Origin of the sequence: Streptomyces sp. NPDC005761 (assembly GCF_040630635.1) — a bacterium.
Classification (GTDB): Bacteria; Actinomycetota; Actinomycetes; order Streptomycetales; family Streptomycetaceae; genus Streptomyces.
The window spans coordinates 49,877-66,573 of the sequence record NZ_JBEXXX010000009.1; the positions used below are offsets into that span (position 1 = coordinate 49,877).

Genomic DNA, 16,697 nt, shown 5'->3' on the forward strand with positions numbered 1-16,697 from the left:
CGGTGTCCGGCAGGGGATACGCACTGTGATTCCCCCCACCCGGCACGGACGCGTCGTCCGGTACAGGTTCGTCACGTACCGCAGAGCTCCCGCCCCCACAGTTCCGTGCTGGAGGCATCCTCGCACCTGCCACTGACAACACGCCCGGGGGTCGCCGCTAAGTGATCTTGAAAGGTCTGCTGTGCGCCCAAAAGTGCCTGCTTGGCCGGTTCCCGGAAGGGCTCGCAGGCACCCGGACTCCCCTCTGCGCGACCCGGACCGGCGTCCGGAGCCGTTCGGCCGGACTTCCCGGCGGCAACCACCGGCCCGGGACGAGCGTCTTTCTCCGCGGCCTGCCCGACCCGGTCGTCCACCCCGGTCGCCCCACTAGAGTGGGCCGGAAACTCCGGACGTGTCCGGGGACCGCAAGCACCACGATCAGCAGGGAGCGCATGACGTGCGGCCGGTAGGCAGCAAGTACCTGCTCGAGGAGCCGCTGGGACGCGGCGCCACGGGCACCGTCTGGCGCGCCCGCCAGCGTGAGGCCGCGGGCGCCGAGGCGGCCGTCGCCGGGCAGCCCGGCGAGACCGTGGCGATCAAGGTCCTCAAGGAGGAGCTCGCCAACGACGCGGATGTCGTGATGCGCTTCCTGCGCGAGCGCTCCGTCCTGCTGCGGCTGACCCACGAGAACATCGTGCGTACCCGCGACCTGGTCGTGGAGGGCGATCTCCTCGCCCTCGTCATGGACCTCGTCGACGGACCCGACCTGCACCGCTACCTCCGCGACAACGGCCCGCTCACCCCGGTCGCCGCCTCGCTGCTCACCGCGCAGATCGCGGACGCGCTCGCCGCCAGCCATGCCGACGGCGTCGTCCACCGCGACCTGAAGCCCGCCAACGTGCTGCTCGACGAGCGCGACGGCCAGATGCATCCGATGCTCACCGACTTCGGCATCGCCCGGCTCGCCGACTCCCCCGGTCTGACCCGGACCCACGAGTTCGTCGGGACGCCGGCCTATGTGGCGCCCGAGTCGGCCGAGGGCCGCCCGCAGACCTCCGCCGTCGACATCTACGGCGCCGGAATCCTGCTGTACGAGCTGCTCACCGGCCGGCCGCCGTTCGCCGGCGGTACCGCGCTCGAGGTCCTGCACCGGCACCTCAGCGAGGAGCCCCGCCGCCCCAGCACCGTCCCCGCCCCGCTGTGGACGGTGATAGAGCGCTGCCTGAGCAAGGACCCGGACCGCCGTCCCAGCGCCGAGAACCTCGCCCGTGCGCTGCGTACCGTCGCCGCCGGCATCGGCGTGCACGCGAACTCCGCGCAGATCGCGGCCGCCGACGGGGTGGGCGCCCTGCTCGCGCCCGACCCGGCGCCCACCGCCGTCCCGGAGACGCCGGGAGCGGCCGACCCCACGCAGGTGCTCCCGAGCAACGCGGGCTCGTACGACCCGAACGGCTACGACCCCAACGCGGCCACCAGCGTCATGCAGCACAACGCGGGGCCGGGTGGTCCGCACGCCGACCCGACCGCGGTCATGCCGCCCGTCCCGCCGCGCCCCGAGGGGACGCCGCAGTCCGACGGGCCGCACCCGTGGCAGTCCCAGCTCCAGGCCGCTCGCGACCGCAACGAGCAGACGCAGGTCCAGTACCTCGACCCGAGCCAGGACCCACTGCGCCGCCGCCCTCAGCGCCAGCAGCAACAGCAGCCGCAACAGCCGCGCCGCCAGCAGCAATACCCCCAACAACAGCAACAGCAACAGCAGCAGCAGTACCGCCAGCAGCCTCAGCAGCAGCAGTACCAGCCGCAGCAGTACCAGCCGCAGCCTCAGCGCCAGCAGTACGCGCCCCAGCAGCCCCAGCAGCCCCAGCAGCCCCAGCAGCCGGACCGGCGCCCGCCTCGTGAGCCGAGGCAGCGCGGCGCCAACCCGATGAAGATCCCCGGCCTCGGCTGCCTGAAGGGGTGCCTGTTCACGCTGGTGCTGCTCGTCGTCGCGAGCTGGCTGATCTGGGAGCTCACCCCGCTGAAGGACTGGATCGGCCAGGGGCAGAGCTACTGGGACGCGATCACCGACGCCTTCTCCACCGTCACCGACTGGATCTCGAAACTGGGCGGCGACAGCGCCGACAGTGGCAGCGGAACCTGACGGGACTCTGTAGCCATATCGACTTCTGCGGACCAATTCCGCGGCAATTCGCCCGCAGAAGTGAAGGTTGGCGCCATCCAGGGCACGCAACCCCCCGATCGCCGCGTAGCTTTGTCGACCGGGGGTTGTTGTGCGAGGGTCCATCGCCAGCCGCTGAGGGAGCAGTCTTGGCACGGAATATCGGCAGCCGGTACACCGCCCACCAGATTCTGGGGCGCGGCAGCGCCGGCACGGTGTGGCTCGGCGACGGCCCCGAGGGGCCCGTCGCCATCAAGCTGCTCCGCGAGGACCTCGCGTCCGACCAGGAACTCGTGGGCCGCTTCGTGCAGGAGCGCACCGCCCTGCTCGGGCTCGACCATCCGCACGTCGTCGCCGTGCGCGACCTCGTGGTGGACGGAAACGACCTGGCCCTGGTGATGAACCTGGTCCGCGGCACGGATCTGCGGACCCGGCTCGACCGCGAGCGCCGGCTGGCCCCCGAGGCTGCCGTCGCGATAGTCGCCGACGTCGCCGACGGCCTCGCCGCGGCGCACGCCGCCGGGGTGGTCCACCGCGACGTCAAGCCGGAGAACATCCTGCTCGACATGGAGGGCCCCCTCGGACCCGGCAACTCCCACCCCGCACTGCTCACCGACTTCGGTGTGGCCAAGCTGATCGACACCCCGCGCCGCACCAAGGCCACCAAGATCATCGGAACGCCGGACTACCTGGCCCCCGAGATCGTGGAGGGCCTCCCGCCGCGCGCCGCCGTCGACATCTACGCGCTGGCGACCGTGCTGTACGAGCTCCTCGCGGGCTTCACCCCGTTCGGCGGCGGCCACCCCGGAGCCGTCCTGCGCCGGCACGTCACCGAGACCGTCGTGCCGCTGCCCGGCATCCCCGAGGAGCTCTGGCAGCTGCTGGTCCAGTGCCTGGCCAAGGCCCCGGCCTCCCGGCTGCGCGCCTCGGAGCTGGCGGCCCGGCTTCGCGAGCAGCTCCCGCACCTGGCCGGCATCCCGCCCCTGGACGTGGACGAACCGGACGACGAGTCCGAGCCCGAGCCGCACGGCCAGGCCTACGACGAGCAGCAGTACACCCCGGCGTCCGAGGAGCCCCGGCGCCGCGGTGCCGTGCCGCTGGTCCCCGGTTCGTCACCCGACTCCAACCGGGACACCCACACGAGCATGCGCGTACCGGCTCCCGACGAGCTGTCCGGAGGCCCCCGGGGCACCGCTCGCGCTCCGCGCGCCCCGGGCAGGCCCCGTCCCGGCTCGGCCCGCAACAAGTCGGCGGCCATCCGCAAGCGGCGCCTCACCCTGGGTGTCGCGGCGCTGGTGCTGGTCGCGGCGGCCGGGGTGGGCGGCTGGCTGGCGCTGAGCGGCGACGACGCGGGAGCGGCACCGCAGGACACGAAGAATTCGGCCCCCGCCGCCCCCTGACCGCCCCCCGCGCAGCCGTGATCATGCGGTCCGAGGAACGCCCGCGCCGACAGCCGTTACGCTGGACCCGTGGCAGTCGTCGATATTTCCGAAGAGCTGAAGTCCCTCTCCTCGACCATGGGGTCGATCGAGGCCGTCCTGGACCTGGATGCGCTGAGGGGTGACATCGCCGTGCTCGAGGAGCAGGCGGCAGCGCCGTCCCTCTGGGACGACCCGGAGGCGGCGCAGAAGATCACCAGCAAGCTTTCGCACCTCCAGGCCGAGGTTCGCAAGACCGAGACCCTGCGCGGCCGGATCGACGACCTCGAAGTCCTCTTCGAGCTCGCCGAGGACGAGGGCGACGCTGATGCGCTCGCCGAGGCCGAGTCCGAGCTGGAGTCCGTCCGCAAGGCACTGGACGAGATGGAGGTCCGCACGCTCCTCTCCGGCGAGTACGACGCGCGCGAGGCCCTGGTCACCATCCGGGCCGAGGCCGGTGGCGTCGACGCCGCGGACTTCGCCGAGAAGCTCCAGCGCATGTACCTCCGCTGGGCCGAGCGGCACAACTACAAGACCGAGGTCTACGAGACGGCGTACGCCGAGGAGGCCGGCATCAAGTCGACCACCTTCGCCGTCGAGGTGCCGTACGCCTACGGGACGCTCTCCGTCGAGCAGGGCACCCACCGGCTCGTCCGGATCTCCCCGTTCGACAACCAGGGCCGCCGCCAGACGTCCTTCGCGGGCGTCGAGGTGCTGCCCGTGGTCGAGCAGACCGACCACATCGAGATCGACGAGTCCGAACTGCGCGTCGATGTGTACCGCTCCTCCGGCCCCGGCGGCCAGGGCGTCAACACCACGGACTCCGCGGTGCGCCTGACCCACCTGGCGACCGGCATCGTCGTCTCCTGCCAGAACGAGCGCTCGCAGATCCAGAACAAGGCGTCCGCGATGAACGTCCTCCAGGCCAAGCTCCTCGAGCGCCGTCGCCAGGAGGAGCAGGCGAAGATGAACGCGCTCAAGGGCGACGGCGGCAACTCCTGGGGCAACCAGATGCGTTCGTACGTCCTGCACCCGTACCAGATGGTCAAGGACCTGCGTACGGAGTTCGAGATGGGCAACCCGGAAGCGGTCTTCAACGGCGAGATCGACGGCTTCATCGAGGCCGGCATCCGCTGGCGCAAGCAGAGCGAGAAGTAGTCCCGCCGGGCGGGACGTACGCGAAGGGGGGTGGGGGAGCCGTGGCTCCCCCACCCCCCTTCGCTCATCCGCCGTGCGGTCAGGACGTGGTGCGGCCCAGGCACTGCTTCAGCTCGTCGACCTCGTAGAAGTAACTGCCCTTCGCCACCGGCTCGCAGCCCTTCCTGAACGCGGTCTGCTTCTCGTTGTAGAGCATCCGCACCAGGTACTTGTTCCCCTTCCGGAACAGGTCCCACTGGATGTTCGTGGCCATGGACGCCACCGACTCGCCCCGCCACGGGTTGGCGGCGTACGTGTACGGCTCGGCCTCCGAGACGGGCTTCGTGCTGCCGGGCAGGCCCATGAGCGCGGCCAGCGGGATGATCTCCTCCGCGTGCGTGAACCGCAGCTCGGCGCCCGCGTCGCTCGTACCGGCCCGCTTGGCGTCGATCTTCGTGAAGAAGTCGTCGAGCAGGACGTTCGCCATCCGGTACGTGATGTCGCTGTCGGCGAAGCCGGGGCCCTTCTCGTAGAAGTCCTCGGCGTCGCTCAGGTAGGCGAACCACCGTGCGTCACGGGGCGCGATGTAGCGCTCCATGTTCCAGTCGCCCTCGTCGGCCATGGCCGGAGCGATGCTGTAGAGGGCGTAGACCGCCTGCGCCGCTTCCACCTCGGTGGCGATCGGGTCGAACTCGCCCGCCGAGATCCGCTCGACGAACGCGGGCTTGAAGATCTTCCTCAGCACGTTGCGGGCAGCGGTGTGCGAGGCCGGCTGGTCGGTGATCCCGTCGAGGGTGGCGGCGAGCCGCTCGTCGTTCTCGACGTAGTCCCGGTACTCCGCGCCGCCTGCCGACTTGTGGAAGTAGAGCAGGTCGGCGTCGGTCCTGGCCGGCGTGATGAGCGGGGCCAGCGCCGGGTCGTTCGCGGCGAGGGCCTCGGCGAACAGGTTGCCGCTGTCGACGGCCCGGTCCTTGCCGGAGTTGACGATGTTGATCCGCTCGGACTTCTCGGCCATCTCCCGGAACAGTCCGGGAAGCCGCTGCTCCAGCCGCGCGGCCGTGTCCTGGATCTCGCGCACGCCGCGACCGCTGAGCTGCCCGTAGCCGATCGTCTCCATGGCGGCGAGCAGCGACTTCGTCTCGCCGCCGAACCGCTCGCCGTCGCGGGTCAGCTGCCCCTCGCTCCGCGCCTTCTCCCACAGGGCCAGGATCAGGTCACCGTCCTCGCTGTCTGACGCCGCGCGGGAGCCGTGGCGGGAGACGTTCTCGGTGAACACCGGGACGAAGCCCTTGGGAGCGTGCTGGTACGTTCGCGGGTTCTGCTGTGGCGCGTACGGGGTCTTGGTGGCGTAGTGGCCGGAGGAGCCCGACGTGGCCTGCGCCGGCAGTGCCGCCGGCAACAGGGCGGAGACAGCGAGCGTCAGGGAGAGTGCGGCGGTTCGCATCTGCATGGGTTCACCGGGTTCGGGACGAGTCGGGCGGGTCGGATGCCCGCATCATGAGCGTCCCGGATGAACCGGACATGGCCGCAGCCCGACCGCACGGCGTCCGAAACGGGCCGGTGACGAAAGGGAGTTGGCGCGGCGAGTTGCGTAGATGGCGTGGTGAGTGCGTCACAGTCGTGGTGCTGAATGAGGGTCAACCAGGCGTAAAACGGTGCACATTGTGCAGAACGGCCTTGACGTAGTCCTTAACTCTGGACAGGGTGCTGAGGCAGCATGCGTATGTCTGGGACGGGTGTGATCGGGGGCGGGCGGCATGGCCACGGCACGACGTGGGCCGGCGTTCGGAGCAAACCCCGCCGGGCCCTGGCCCCGCATATGGCTGCTCCATTGACGAGAACAGCTACTGGGGGTAGCAGCAGATGACGAAGAAGACGCGAGTCCGCGTCGCGCGGATAGCCGCGGGCGCGGTCATTGCCGCGGGTGCCTCGCTGACCGCCGCGGGTGCGGCGCAGGCCATCGGTATCGGCGTCGGAGTCGAAGCCGGTGACAACGGCATCCAGGTCGGTGTCCAGGCCGGCGACGGCGACGACGCCGGACCGATCGGTGGCGTCGACGCGGGCGCGGACGCTGGTGCCGACGCGGGCGCCGATGCCGGCGCTGACGCTGGTGCTGACGCCGGTGCCGATGCGGGCGCGGACGCTGGTGCCGACGCGGGCGCCGACGCGGGCGCCGATGCCGGCGCTGACGCCGGTGCCGATGCGGGCGCGGACGCTGGTGCCGACGCGGGCGCCGATGCCGGCGCTGACGCCGGTGCTGACGCGGGCGCGGACGCCGGTGCTGACGCGGGCGCCGATGCTGGTGCCGATGCGGGCGCGGACGCTGGTGCCGATGCCGGCGCTGACGCGGGCGCGGACGCTGGTGCCGACGCGGGCGCCGATGCCGGCGCTGACGCCGGTGCCGATGCGGGCGCTGACGCTGGTGCCGACGCGGGCACCGACGCCGGTACGGACGCGGGCGCAAACGCCGGTACCGACGCGGGTGCGAACGCCGGTACGGACGCGGGCAGCTCCACCACCGGTTCCGGCGACGGCGACAACGGCGCCGGTACCTGCACCGTCGACCTCGACGGTGCCGAGTGCGCCGACAACACCGACACCGACTCGGTCGGCAACCAGCCGGCCGAGCAGGGCAAGGGCAAGGACGAGCTCGCCGAGACCGGTGCCGCCGAGACCACGTTCCTGCTGGTCGGCGCCGCGACGATGATCGCCGGAGGCATCGGCTTCCGGATCCTCCCGCGCCTGGTGAACGGCCGCGCGGCCGTCTGACGGGCAGCAGCGGTACCCGTACGACACACAGGGGCCCCGGATACCGATCGGTATCCGGGGCCCCTGTGTATGTTCGTACGAAAGCGAGGGGGCGGCCGGCCCGGCGAAGGGCGGGCGCGCGGACAGGCGGATGCGCTAAACGGTCTGGTGCGCCAGGAGAGCCAGCGCGGCCAGCAGCACCACCATCAGGGCAACCAGCATCGCCGGGCTGAGCCCCGCGAACGCTCCCTGCTCCTGTTCCTGCTGCAGTCGCGCACGGCTGGCCCGGCATACGGGACAGCGCCCCTCGTTCACGGGCGCCGCGCAGTTCGCGCACACCAGTCGGTCATAGGTCATGCGCTTTCCTCCTCCCGCGCGGCGGAGCCGCACAAGCCTTCGCTCCGCACAACGCTCACGGAAACGCAACCGTTCCCCTACCACTGTGCCAGCTCCCGCCGAATTCGGCTCGGCCCGCCGGATCCCTCCCGGTCCGTTCCGCTTCCGGCGCAGCCGGGGGCGCTGCCGTTTCACCGTAAATCACCCATCCCGGTACGCGCGCCTGCACGCGTGAGCCGGGTTCGCGTATGGTCACGCTCACCTACTCCCGGCCGACCGTGGTGCATCCGTGATCCGATTCGACAACGTCTCCAAGACCTACCCGAAGCAGAGCCGTCCCGCTCTACGGGATGTGTCTCTCGATATCGAGAAGGGCGAGTTCGTCTTCCTGGTGGGCTCCTCCGGCTCCGGCAAGTCCACCTTCATGCGTCTCATCCTCCGCGAGGAGCGCGCCAGCCAGGGCATGGTCCACGTCCTCGGCAAGGACCTCGCGCGCATGTCCAACTGGAAGGTGCCGCACATGCGCCGCCAGCTGGGCACGGTGTTCCAGGACTTCCGCCTCCTTCCCAACAAGACCGTCGCGGAGAACGTGGCGTTCGCCCAGGAAGTGATCGGCAAGCCGCGCGGTGAGATCCGCAAGGCGGTCCCGCAGGTCCTCGACCTCGTCGGCCTCGGCGGCAAGGAGGACCGGATGCCCGGCGAGCTCTCCGGTGGTGAGCAGCAGCGCGTGGCGATCGCGCGGGCCTTCGTCAACCGGCCCATGCTGCTGATCGCGGACGAGCCGACCGGCAACCTCGACCCGCAGACCTCGGTCGGGATCATGAAGCTGCTGGACCGGATCAACCGGACCGGCACCACCGTGATCATGGCGACCCACGACCAGAACATCGTCGACCAGATGCGCAAACGCGTCATCGAGCTCGAGCAGGGCCGTCTCGTACGCGACCAGGCGCGCGGCGTCTACGGCTACCAGCACTGAGCACCCAGCACTGAAAGGACGCCATGCGCGCCCAGTTCGTCCTGTCGGAGATCGGCGTCGGCCTCCGTCGCAACCTCACGATGACCTTCGCCGTCGTCGTCTCCGTCGCCCTCTCGCTCGCCCTGTTCGGTGGCGCGCTGCTCATGCGCGAGCAGGTCAGCACGATGAAGGACTACTGGTACGACAAGGTCAACGTCTCCATCTACCTCTGCGGCAAGGGCGACGCGGAGACGGTGGTCCAGTGCGCCAAGGGTGCGGTCACCGACCCCCAGAAGAAGGAGATCCTGGCCGATCTCAAGAAGATGGACGTCGTCGACACGGTGATCTACGAGTCGTCCGACGAGGCGTACAAGCACTACCAGGAGGAGTTCGGCGACTCCCCGATGGCGGGCAACATCACGCCCGACCAGATGCCGGAGTCCTACCGCGTCAAGCTGCACGACCCCACGAAGTACAAGGTCGTCGCCACGGCCTTCGCCGGGCGTGACGGGGTGCAGTCGGTACAGGACCAGAGAAGCATCCTGGACAACCTCTTCGGTCTGATGAACGGCATGAACGTCGCCGCGCTCTTCGTGATGGCGCTGATGCTCGTCATCGCCCTGATGCTGATCGTGAACACGGTCAGGGTGTCCGCGTTCAGCCGACGGCGCGAGACGGGCATCATGCGGCTCGTCGGCGCATCCGGCTTCTACATCCAGATGCCGTTCATCATGGAGGCCGCGTTCGCCGGCCTCATCGGCGGCGTGCTGGCCTGCGTCATGCTGCTGGCCGGGCGCTACTTCCTGATCGACGGCGGTCTCGCCCTCCAGGACAAGCTGAACCTGATCGACTTCATCGGCTGGGAGGCCGTCCTCACCAAGCTCCCGCTGGTTCTGGCGATCGGCCTGCTGATGCCCGCAGTTGCCGCTCTCTTCGCGCTGCGCAAGTACCTCAAGGTGTGACATGTGCCCCGTGGGGCGCGCGGCCAACGGGCCGTGCGCCCGCGGGGCGTTGTCCTAGACTCGGCGCCATGCCGGGCCCTGAGTACCGTTTCGGGCCCCGCGGCGTTCGCCGCGGGGCGGCCCTGACATTGGTCTTCGCCGGCGTGCTCGCGACGGCCGCCGCCACCGGTTCGCTGCCGCGTGGAGAGGGGCGGAGCGCCGAGGTGGAGACCCGGTCCGTCGCCGCTTCCGCCGACCGCGACGCAGTGGCCGACGCGGCCGCCGAGGCCGTTGCCGACGGCAAGTCCGGTACCGAGGCCGCCGAGGAGGCCGTCAGCCGCAGCGGTGACCGCTGGGGCGCGGTCTACGACGAGCGGGAGTACCAGGAGTTCGAGCAGGCCCTCGACGGTTCGTACACGGGTGTCGGGCTCGCCGCCAGGCGTTCCGCCGACGGGCTGGTCACGGTCACCCGGGTCCAGCCGGGCAGCCCCGCGCAGCGGGCCGGGATCCGGGCCGGGGACCTGCTGCGCACGGTCGACGGCCACCGTGTCGACCGGCGGCCCGTCTCCGACGTCGTGGCACTGCTGCGGGGCGACCGAACCGACGCGGCTGCCGGGACCACCGTCGTGCTCGGCGTCCAGCGGGGCCCCGTCACCCGGACCGAGACGCTGCGGCGGGCCCGGCTGACCACCGAGGCCGTCTCCGTGCGGCGGCTCGGACCGCGCCGTTCCGATTCCTCCGCACCTGTGCTGATCGAGGTCGACTCGTTCACCAAGGGATCCGGCACCGCGGTCCGCGAGGCGGTCCGGACGGCTCCGGCGGGCGCCGGTGTGCTGCTGGACCTGCGCGGCAACTCCGGGGGTCTCGTCGCCGAGGCCGTCACCGCCGCTTCCGCGTTCCTGGACGGCGGCCTGGTCGCCACGTACGACGTGCACGGGGAGCAGCGCGCCCTGTACGCCGAGGACGGGGGCGACACCGAGCGCCCCGTCGTCGTCCTCATCGACGGCGGGACCATGAGCGCGGCGGAGCTCCTGACCGGCGCCCTGCAGGACCGGGGCCGGGCGGTCACCGTCGGTTCGCGGACCTTCGGCAAGGGGTCCGTCCAGATGCCGAGCAGGCTCGCGGGGGGCTCCGTGGCCGAGCTGACCGTGGGGCACTACCGCACCCCGGCGGGCCGCAGCGTCGACGGCCGCGGCATCACCCCCGACCTGGCGGTGGGCTCACGGGCCCAGCAGCGGGCCGAGACAGTATTGAGTGGCCTCGGGGGTGGGTCGTAGTGCGAAAATGGCCGCACTATGGCTAAGGAAAAAGACACCGGGCGCAAGATGGTCGCGCAGAACAAGAAGGCGCGCCACGACTACACCATCCTCGACACCTACGAGTGCGGTCTCGTCCTGATGGGGACCGAGGTCAAGTCGCTGCGCATGGGGCGGGCCTCCCTGGTGGACGGCTTCGTGCAGATCGACGGCGGCGAGGCGTGGCTGCACAACGTCCACGTCCCGGAGTACGTCCAGGGGACCTGGACCAACCACTCCGCCAAGCGCAAGCGCAAGCTGCTGATGCACCGGGCCGAGATCGACAAGCTGGAGTCGAAGTCGCAGGAGACCGGTCACACGATCGTGCCGCTCGCCCTGTACTTCACCAACGGCCGTGTCAAGGTCGAGATCGCGCTGGCGAAGGGCAAGAAGGAGTACGACAAGCGGCAGACGCTGCGCGAGAAGCAGGACACGAGGGAGACGAACCGGGCGATCTCGGCGGCCCGCCGCCGTCAGCGGAGCGCCTGAACACCCCGCGCCGGCGGCTGTCGTCCGGTGCGGCAGGAATACGCTGGCATCGTCGTGCGTTGGTCACGTACGATGGCACTGCACCCCACGGGGTGTGTACCACCTTTGAAAAATCAACATGGGGATGATCGGTTTCGACAGCGGATGTCGAAGCAGGGGAAGCGAGTCGAGGAAGCGGCAATGATCTCGTAAACCATATGTCGCAAACAATAATCGCCACTTCTAAGCGCGATTCCTCCGCCTTCGCCCTCGCTGCCTAATTAGCAGCTGAGCGAAGACTCTGCGGAGTGTCAGCCCGGGGGTGATCCCGACCCGGATCCTGGCATCAATTAGGGATCTAAACTTCTAGGCCCGGTCACGGGGCCTAGAAGGAAATCAAACAGTGACTGGGCCTGTCGGAGGCTTGTTCGCGTGACCTCCGGGGCCGAGAAAAGCGTAGCGAACTGCACTCGGAGAAGCCCTGGTTCCGCACCGTTGGACGCGGGTTCGATTCCCGCCATCTCCACAATTCCCATGTGAACGAGGACCCCACCGCCACCGGCGGTGGGGTCCTCGTTTTTTGCTGCCCGGACCGTCGCGGAACGTGACCGGCGCTCACTGATGGGCGTGCGCCCCCGGCGTGCGATCGTGCACCGTGCTCCCACGCCTCGGACGACCCGACCCCACAGGGGCAGCGCCCGCACCACGGTTCGAAAACAGATGTATCTCTCATGATGAACAAGACCCGTCCGCGGGGTCGGACTGTCGTCGGCGTGCGCTACATTCATGGCCCGGGTGCACTGTGGTAGGGGGCGCGTGGACAGGGTGGGGGCCCGGTCCGACGACGCACAGACGGGCAGTTGCGCGCACCCGATCCTGAGTGGGGGAAGTGCGTACAACAGTGGAAACTTGGCGTGAAGGTGCCCGTGCGGGACACACCCACGAGCCCAACGAAGTCACCATCCAGCTCGACGGACTGGGACGACAGCTCTCCGAACTGCTCCCGGAACCCGGGGTTCCGGAGGGCTCCGACGGTCCGGTCTTCGTCGACGAGAGCGGCCGGCGCAGCAAGACGCTCCGGCGGCTCGGCTGGGTCCTGGCCGCGATCTGCGTCGGCTACGCGGTGACGCTCGTCGTCGCCCTGCTCGGAGGCAACTCCAGCGCCCCCTTCCTGCCGCTGTCCGGCCAGGAGGAACACCGCAAGGCGGAAGAAGTGCGGACGCCGGTCACACCGGGGGAGACCCCGGGCGCCCAGGTCTCACCCGGTACGACGCCCGGCATCTCGGCGTCCACCGCTCCGCAGACCGGACAGAGCCCGGCCGCCCCGGGCGACGCCGCCGGCTACGGCAGCTCCACGGCCTCCGGTGCCGGATCCTCCGCCTCGGCCGACGCCGTACCGTCCGCGCGGCAGACCACCACGGGATCGAGCGCCGCCGGCGGCGTGCCGGGTGGTGAGACGTCCGCCTCCGCGCCGGCCGCCGAGACCGGGACGGCGAGCGCCGATCCGGAGGCCACGTCCCCGGGTCCTGCGACCTCACCGGCCACCACACCTGATCCCCCTGTGCAAGAGCAAGAAGGCGCCAGCTAAATGACCAACCCCGCCCCGCGGGTCAGGCACAACCGTAAGAAGCAGAGCCGGCGGCGCAGACTTCCCATGCGCTACATGCTGCCGTTCCTGTTCCTCGTTGCCCTGCTCGCCATGTTGATGCTGCGCGGCTACGTGCACAGCGAAATCCTCGCGGACCACCGGATCCAGCCACCCGCGGCCACCGACCGGGTGCCCGAGCAGGTCCTGGACGGCGGCCCCGTCATCGACGCGCGCAGCACCACCGAGCCCGCCAAGACGCTGCGCATCCCCGACCGCCGGATCGTGCTGACCTTCGACGACGGACCCGACCCGGTGTGGACCCCCCGGGTGCTGGACAAGCTGAAGGAGTACGACGCGCACGGCGTCTTCTTCGTCACCGGCACCATGGCCTCCCGCTACCCCGATCTGGTCGAGCGCATGGTCAAGGAGGGGCACGAGGTCGGGCTGCACACCTTCAACCACCCCGACCTCTCCTACCAGTCCACCGGCCGCATCGACTGGGAGCTGTCACAGAACCAGCTGGCCCTGGCGGGCGCGGCAGGCATCCGCACCTCCCTGTTCCGGCCGCCCTACTCCTCGTTCGCCGACGCCATGGACGACAAGTCCTGGCCGGTCACCCAGTACGTCGGCAGCCGCGGCTACCTCACCGTCGTCAACAACACCGACAGCGAGGACTGGAAGCGGCCCGGGGTCGGCGTCATCAGCAAGAACGCCACCCCGAAGAACGGCAAGGGTGCGATCGTCCTGATGCACGACTCGGGGGGCGACCGGTCCCAGACCGTGGCCGCGCTCGGCCACTTCCTGCCGAAGATGCAGGACAAGGGGTACGAGTTCACCAACCTCACCCAGGCCCTCGGCGCCCCCAGCGCGCACACCCCGGTCACCGGGTACGCGCTCTGGAAGGGCAAGGCGTTCGTCTCCGCCGTGGAGGTCTCGGAGCACATCACCGACGTCCTGGTGGTCGGTCTCGCGGTCATCGGGGTGCTGGTCCTGGCCCGGTTCGGCCTGATGCTGCTGCTGTCCTTCGCGCACGCCCGCCGCGTCCGCAAGCGGGACTTCAGCTGGGGCGAGCCGCTCACCCGCCCGGTGACCGTCCTGGTGCCCGCGTTCAACGAGAGCAAGTGCATCGCCAACACGGTCCGCTCACTGGTGGCGAGCGACTATCCGCTGGAGGTCATCGTCATCGACGACGGCTCCACGGACGGCACCGCGGACCTCGTCGACAGGATGCGGGTGCCGGGCGTCCGGGTGGTGCGGCAGCGCAACGCGGGGAAGCCCGCCGCACTGAACAACGGCATAGCCCACGCCCGCTACGACATCATCGTGATGATGGACGGCGATACGGTCTTCGAGCCGTCCACCGTCCGCGAGCTCGTGCAGCCCTTCGCCGACCCCCGGGTCGGGGCCGTCGCGGGCAACGCCAAGGTCGGCAACCGCGACTCACTGATCGGCGCCTGGCAGCACATCGAGTACGTGATGGGCTTCAACCTCGACCGGCGGATGTACGACATGCTGCGCTGCATGCCCACCATCCCCGGCGCGGTCGGGGCGTTCCGCCGCGACGCGCTGAACCGGATCGGCGGCATGAGCGAGGACACCCTCGCCGAGGACACCGACGTCACGATGGCCCTGCACCGGGACGGCTGGCGCGTCGTGTACGCGGAGAACGCCCGCGCCTGGACCGAGGCCCCGGAGTCCGTGCAGCAGCTCTGGTCGCAGCGCTACCGGTGGTCGTACGGCACGATGCAGGCCATCTGGAAGCACCGCCGCGCGGTGATCGAGCGCGGCCCGTCCGGCCGTTTCGGCCGCGTCGGGCTGCCGTTCGTCGCCCTGTTCATGGTCGTGGCCCCGCTGCTCGCGCCGCTCATCGACGTCTTCCTCCTGTACGGGCTCGTCTTCGGCCCCACCGAGCAGACGGTCGTCGCCTGGCTCGGCGTCCTCGCGGTGCAGGCCATCTGTGCCGCGTACGCCTTCCGGCTCGACCGGGAGCGCATGACCCACCTGCTCTCGCTGCCCCTCCAGCAGATCCTGTACCGGCAGCTCATGTACGTGGTGCTGCTCCAGTCCTGGATCACCGCCCTCACCGGCGGCCGGCTCCGCTGGCAGAAGCTGCGCCGCACCGGGGCCGTGGAGGCGCCGCGTTCGGCGCCGAGCCAGGGAACCGGACGCAGCACCGACCGGAGGACCGTCGCGTGACGTACCCCAGCCCCACCCCGCCCGGCTCCGGCCCGCGCGAGAACCACGGACCGTACGAGCAGCCGGGTCAGCAGTACCCGCAGTACGGGCCGGGTCAGCCCTACGCGCCGGCCGGTCAGCCCTATCCGCAGTACGCGCCGGTTCAGCCGTACGACCGTTACGCTCCGGTGGCCCAGCCGCTGCCGCCGCAGGCCCCGCCGACCCGGCCCCTGCCTCAGCAGGCTCTGCCGGACCGGGCGGCGCCGCCGCGTGAGCCGGACGCGCCGGTCTCCGCGGCCCCGGGGGCCGAACCCGGGACCGGGCCCAGGAAGCCGGTCCGGGACCGCTACTTCGACCTGCTCCGCGCCCTCGCGCTGTTCCGCGTCGTGCTCTACCACCTCACCGGCTGGGCCTGGCTGCCGATCGTCTTCCCGTCCATGGGCGTCATGTTCGCCCTGGCGGGCAACCTCATGGCCCGTTCGCTGAAGCGGCCCGCCGCACAGGTGATCCGCAGCCGCGTCCGCCGGCTGCTGCCGCCGCTCTGGCTGCTCGGTGCGATCGGGGTCACCGGCATGGTGCTCCAGGGCTGGGGGCCGGACGCCGACGGGCACCCCGGCTGGTGGTGGACCCATCTGCTGCTCTGGATCCTGCCGCTCAGCGATCCGCCGTTCGCCGAGGAGCTGCCGGGCGTCCACGGTTTCCTGGGCGAGTCCTGGGGGGCCGAGCTCGCCGGGCCCCTCTGGTACATCCGCGCATACCTCTGGTACGTCCTGATGTCACCGCTGATCCTGCGGGCGCTGCGCAAGATGCCGTGGCCGACCATGCTCGCCCCTCTGGTCCTGGCTTTCGTCATGTCCCAGGAGGTGCTCTCGACCCCGGAGCGCATCGACTCGGCGATCACCGACTTCAGTACGTTCGGCGCCTGCTGGGTGCTCGGGATGGCGCACCAGGAAGGGATCCTGAAACGGATGCCCTCCTACCTTGTGCCGTCCCTCGCCCCGGTCATTGCCGCGCTGGGGCTGTGGTGGGCCTCGCACGAGGGGTTCCGGGCCGGGTTCGACCTGGACTCCATTCCGCTGGCACAGGCCCTGTGGTCGTTCGGCTGTGTCCTGCTCCTGCTGCACTACAGCCCGTCGTGGACCGAGTGGCCCAAGCGGCTGCAGGCCTGGGACACCACGATCACCCTGCTCAACTCACGCGCGGTCACGGTCTACCTCTGGCACAACGTCTGCATCCTCGCCGCCGCGACGATGTACGACCGCCTGTGGGCCGTCGACGTCATCGGCGAGAACGTCCCCTGGCTGCTGGAGAGCTGGGTACCGGTCCTGATCTTCGCCTGGGCGCTGATCGCGGTGTGCATCCTGGCGTTCGGGTGGACCGAGGACGTCGCGGCGAAGCGCCGGCCGCAGCTGTGGCCGAACGGCGCCCCGAAGCGGAGCCGGCAGCGCGGCGGTGCGCCGGACCGGTCCGGGCGGAAGCCGGCCCGCGTCCGCTGA

Annotated in this window: 13 protein-coding genes and 1 other RNA gene; 12 read left to right on the forward strand and 2 right to left on the reverse strand. The window is 70.4% G+C overall.

Translation table 11 applies throughout. The annotated features are described in order from the left end of the window. The first annotated feature begins 436 nt into the window (after positions 1-436). The 3 genes from ABZ434_RS11305 to prfB all read left to right on the forward strand — a co-directional run bounded on the left by ABZ434_RS11305 (position 437) and on the right by prfB (position 4,713). Entirely contained in the window at positions 437-2,119 is a 1,683-nt protein-coding gene (locus ABZ434_RS11305; RefSeq protein ID WP_359134562.1) for a protein kinase, read from the forward strand. Between the two features lie 167 nt (positions 2,120-2,286). Further along, positions 2,287-3,537 (forward strand): serine/threonine-protein kinase, encoded by a 1,251-nt coding sequence (locus ABZ434_RS11310; protein ID WP_359134268.1) that lies wholly within the window; start codon positions 2,287-2,289, stop codon positions 3,535-3,537. A gap of 69 nt (positions 3,538-3,606) precedes the next feature. Beyond that, the gene (prfB, locus tag ABZ434_RS11315) at positions 3,607-4,713 is read left to right on the forward strand and encodes a peptide chain release factor 2 (protein ID WP_219569831.1); all 1,107 of its coding nucleotides are present in this window, start codon (positions 3,607-3,609) and stop codon (positions 4,711-4,713) included. A gap of 79 nt (positions 4,714-4,792) precedes the next feature. Here the strand turns inward: prfB and ABZ434_RS11320 are convergent, their stop codons facing one another. After that, positions 4,793-6,142, reverse strand: a complete 1,350-nt coding sequence (locus ABZ434_RS11320; protein WP_359134270.1) for a histidine-type phosphatase — start codon at positions 6,140-6,142, stop codon at positions 4,793-4,795. 413 nt (positions 6,143-6,555) lie between these two features. Here ABZ434_RS11320 and ABZ434_RS11325 point away from each other — a divergent pair, with 413 nt between their 5' ends. Further along, positions 6,556-7,461, forward strand: coding sequence for an LPXTG cell wall anchor domain-containing protein (locus ABZ434_RS11325; protein ID WP_359134272.1), 906 nt, complete (start codon positions 6,556-6,558; stop codon positions 7,459-7,461). Positions 7,462-7,596: 135 nt separating this feature from the next. Here ABZ434_RS11325 and ABZ434_RS11330 read toward each other — a convergent pair whose 3' ends face one another. Further along, positions 7,597-7,797 (reverse strand): hypothetical protein, encoded by a 201-nt coding sequence (locus ABZ434_RS11330; RefSeq protein ID WP_356319254.1) that lies wholly within the window; start codon positions 7,795-7,797, stop codon positions 7,597-7,599. Between the two features lie 268 nt (positions 7,798-8,065). Here ABZ434_RS11330 and ftsE point away from each other — a divergent pair, with 268 nt between their 5' ends. From ftsE to ABZ434_RS11370, 8 genes are all read left to right on the forward strand, one after another. Next, positions 8,066-8,755, forward strand: a complete 690-nt coding sequence (ftsE, locus tag ABZ434_RS11335; RefSeq protein ID WP_024489199.1) for a cell division ATP-binding protein FtsE — start codon at positions 8,066-8,068, stop codon at positions 8,753-8,755. A gap of 23 nt (positions 8,756-8,778) precedes the next feature. Further along, entirely contained in the window at positions 8,779-9,696 is a 918-nt protein-coding gene (ftsX, locus tag ABZ434_RS11340; protein WP_359134274.1) for a permease-like cell division protein FtsX, read from the forward strand. Between the two features lie 68 nt (positions 9,697-9,764). Next, complete coding sequence (locus ABZ434_RS11345; RefSeq protein WP_359134276.1) at positions 9,765-10,952, forward strand: S41 family peptidase; 1,188 nt, start codon at positions 9,765-9,767, stop codon at positions 10,950-10,952. An 18-nt stretch (positions 10,953-10,970) separates the two neighbouring features. Beyond that, positions 10,971-11,459 (forward strand): SsrA-binding protein SmpB, encoded by a 489-nt coding sequence (smpB, locus tag ABZ434_RS11350; RefSeq protein ID WP_359134278.1) that lies wholly within the window; start codon positions 10,971-10,973, stop codon positions 11,457-11,459. 120 nt (positions 11,460-11,579) lie between these two features. Continuing rightward, positions 11,580-11,967, forward strand: a transfer-messenger RNA (tmRNA) gene (ssrA, locus tag ABZ434_RS11355). Between the two features lie 372 nt (positions 11,968-12,339). After that, complete coding sequence (locus tag ABZ434_RS11360) at positions 12,340-13,026, forward strand: hypothetical protein (RefSeq protein WP_359134280.1); 687 nt, start codon at positions 12,340-12,342, stop codon at positions 13,024-13,026. Further along, a complete protein-coding gene (locus ABZ434_RS11365) occupies positions 13,027-15,222 on the forward strand; it encodes a glycosyltransferase (protein WP_359134283.1) in 2,196 nt (731 codons plus the stop codon). It abuts the gene before it with no gap. Continuing rightward, positions 15,219-16,697: an acyltransferase gene (locus ABZ434_RS11370; protein ID WP_359134285.1), complete on the forward strand. Its 1,479-nt coding sequence runs from the start codon at positions 15,219-15,221 to the stop codon at positions 16,695-16,697. The genes ABZ434_RS11365 and ABZ434_RS11370 overlap by 4 nt, the downstream gene beginning before the upstream one ends.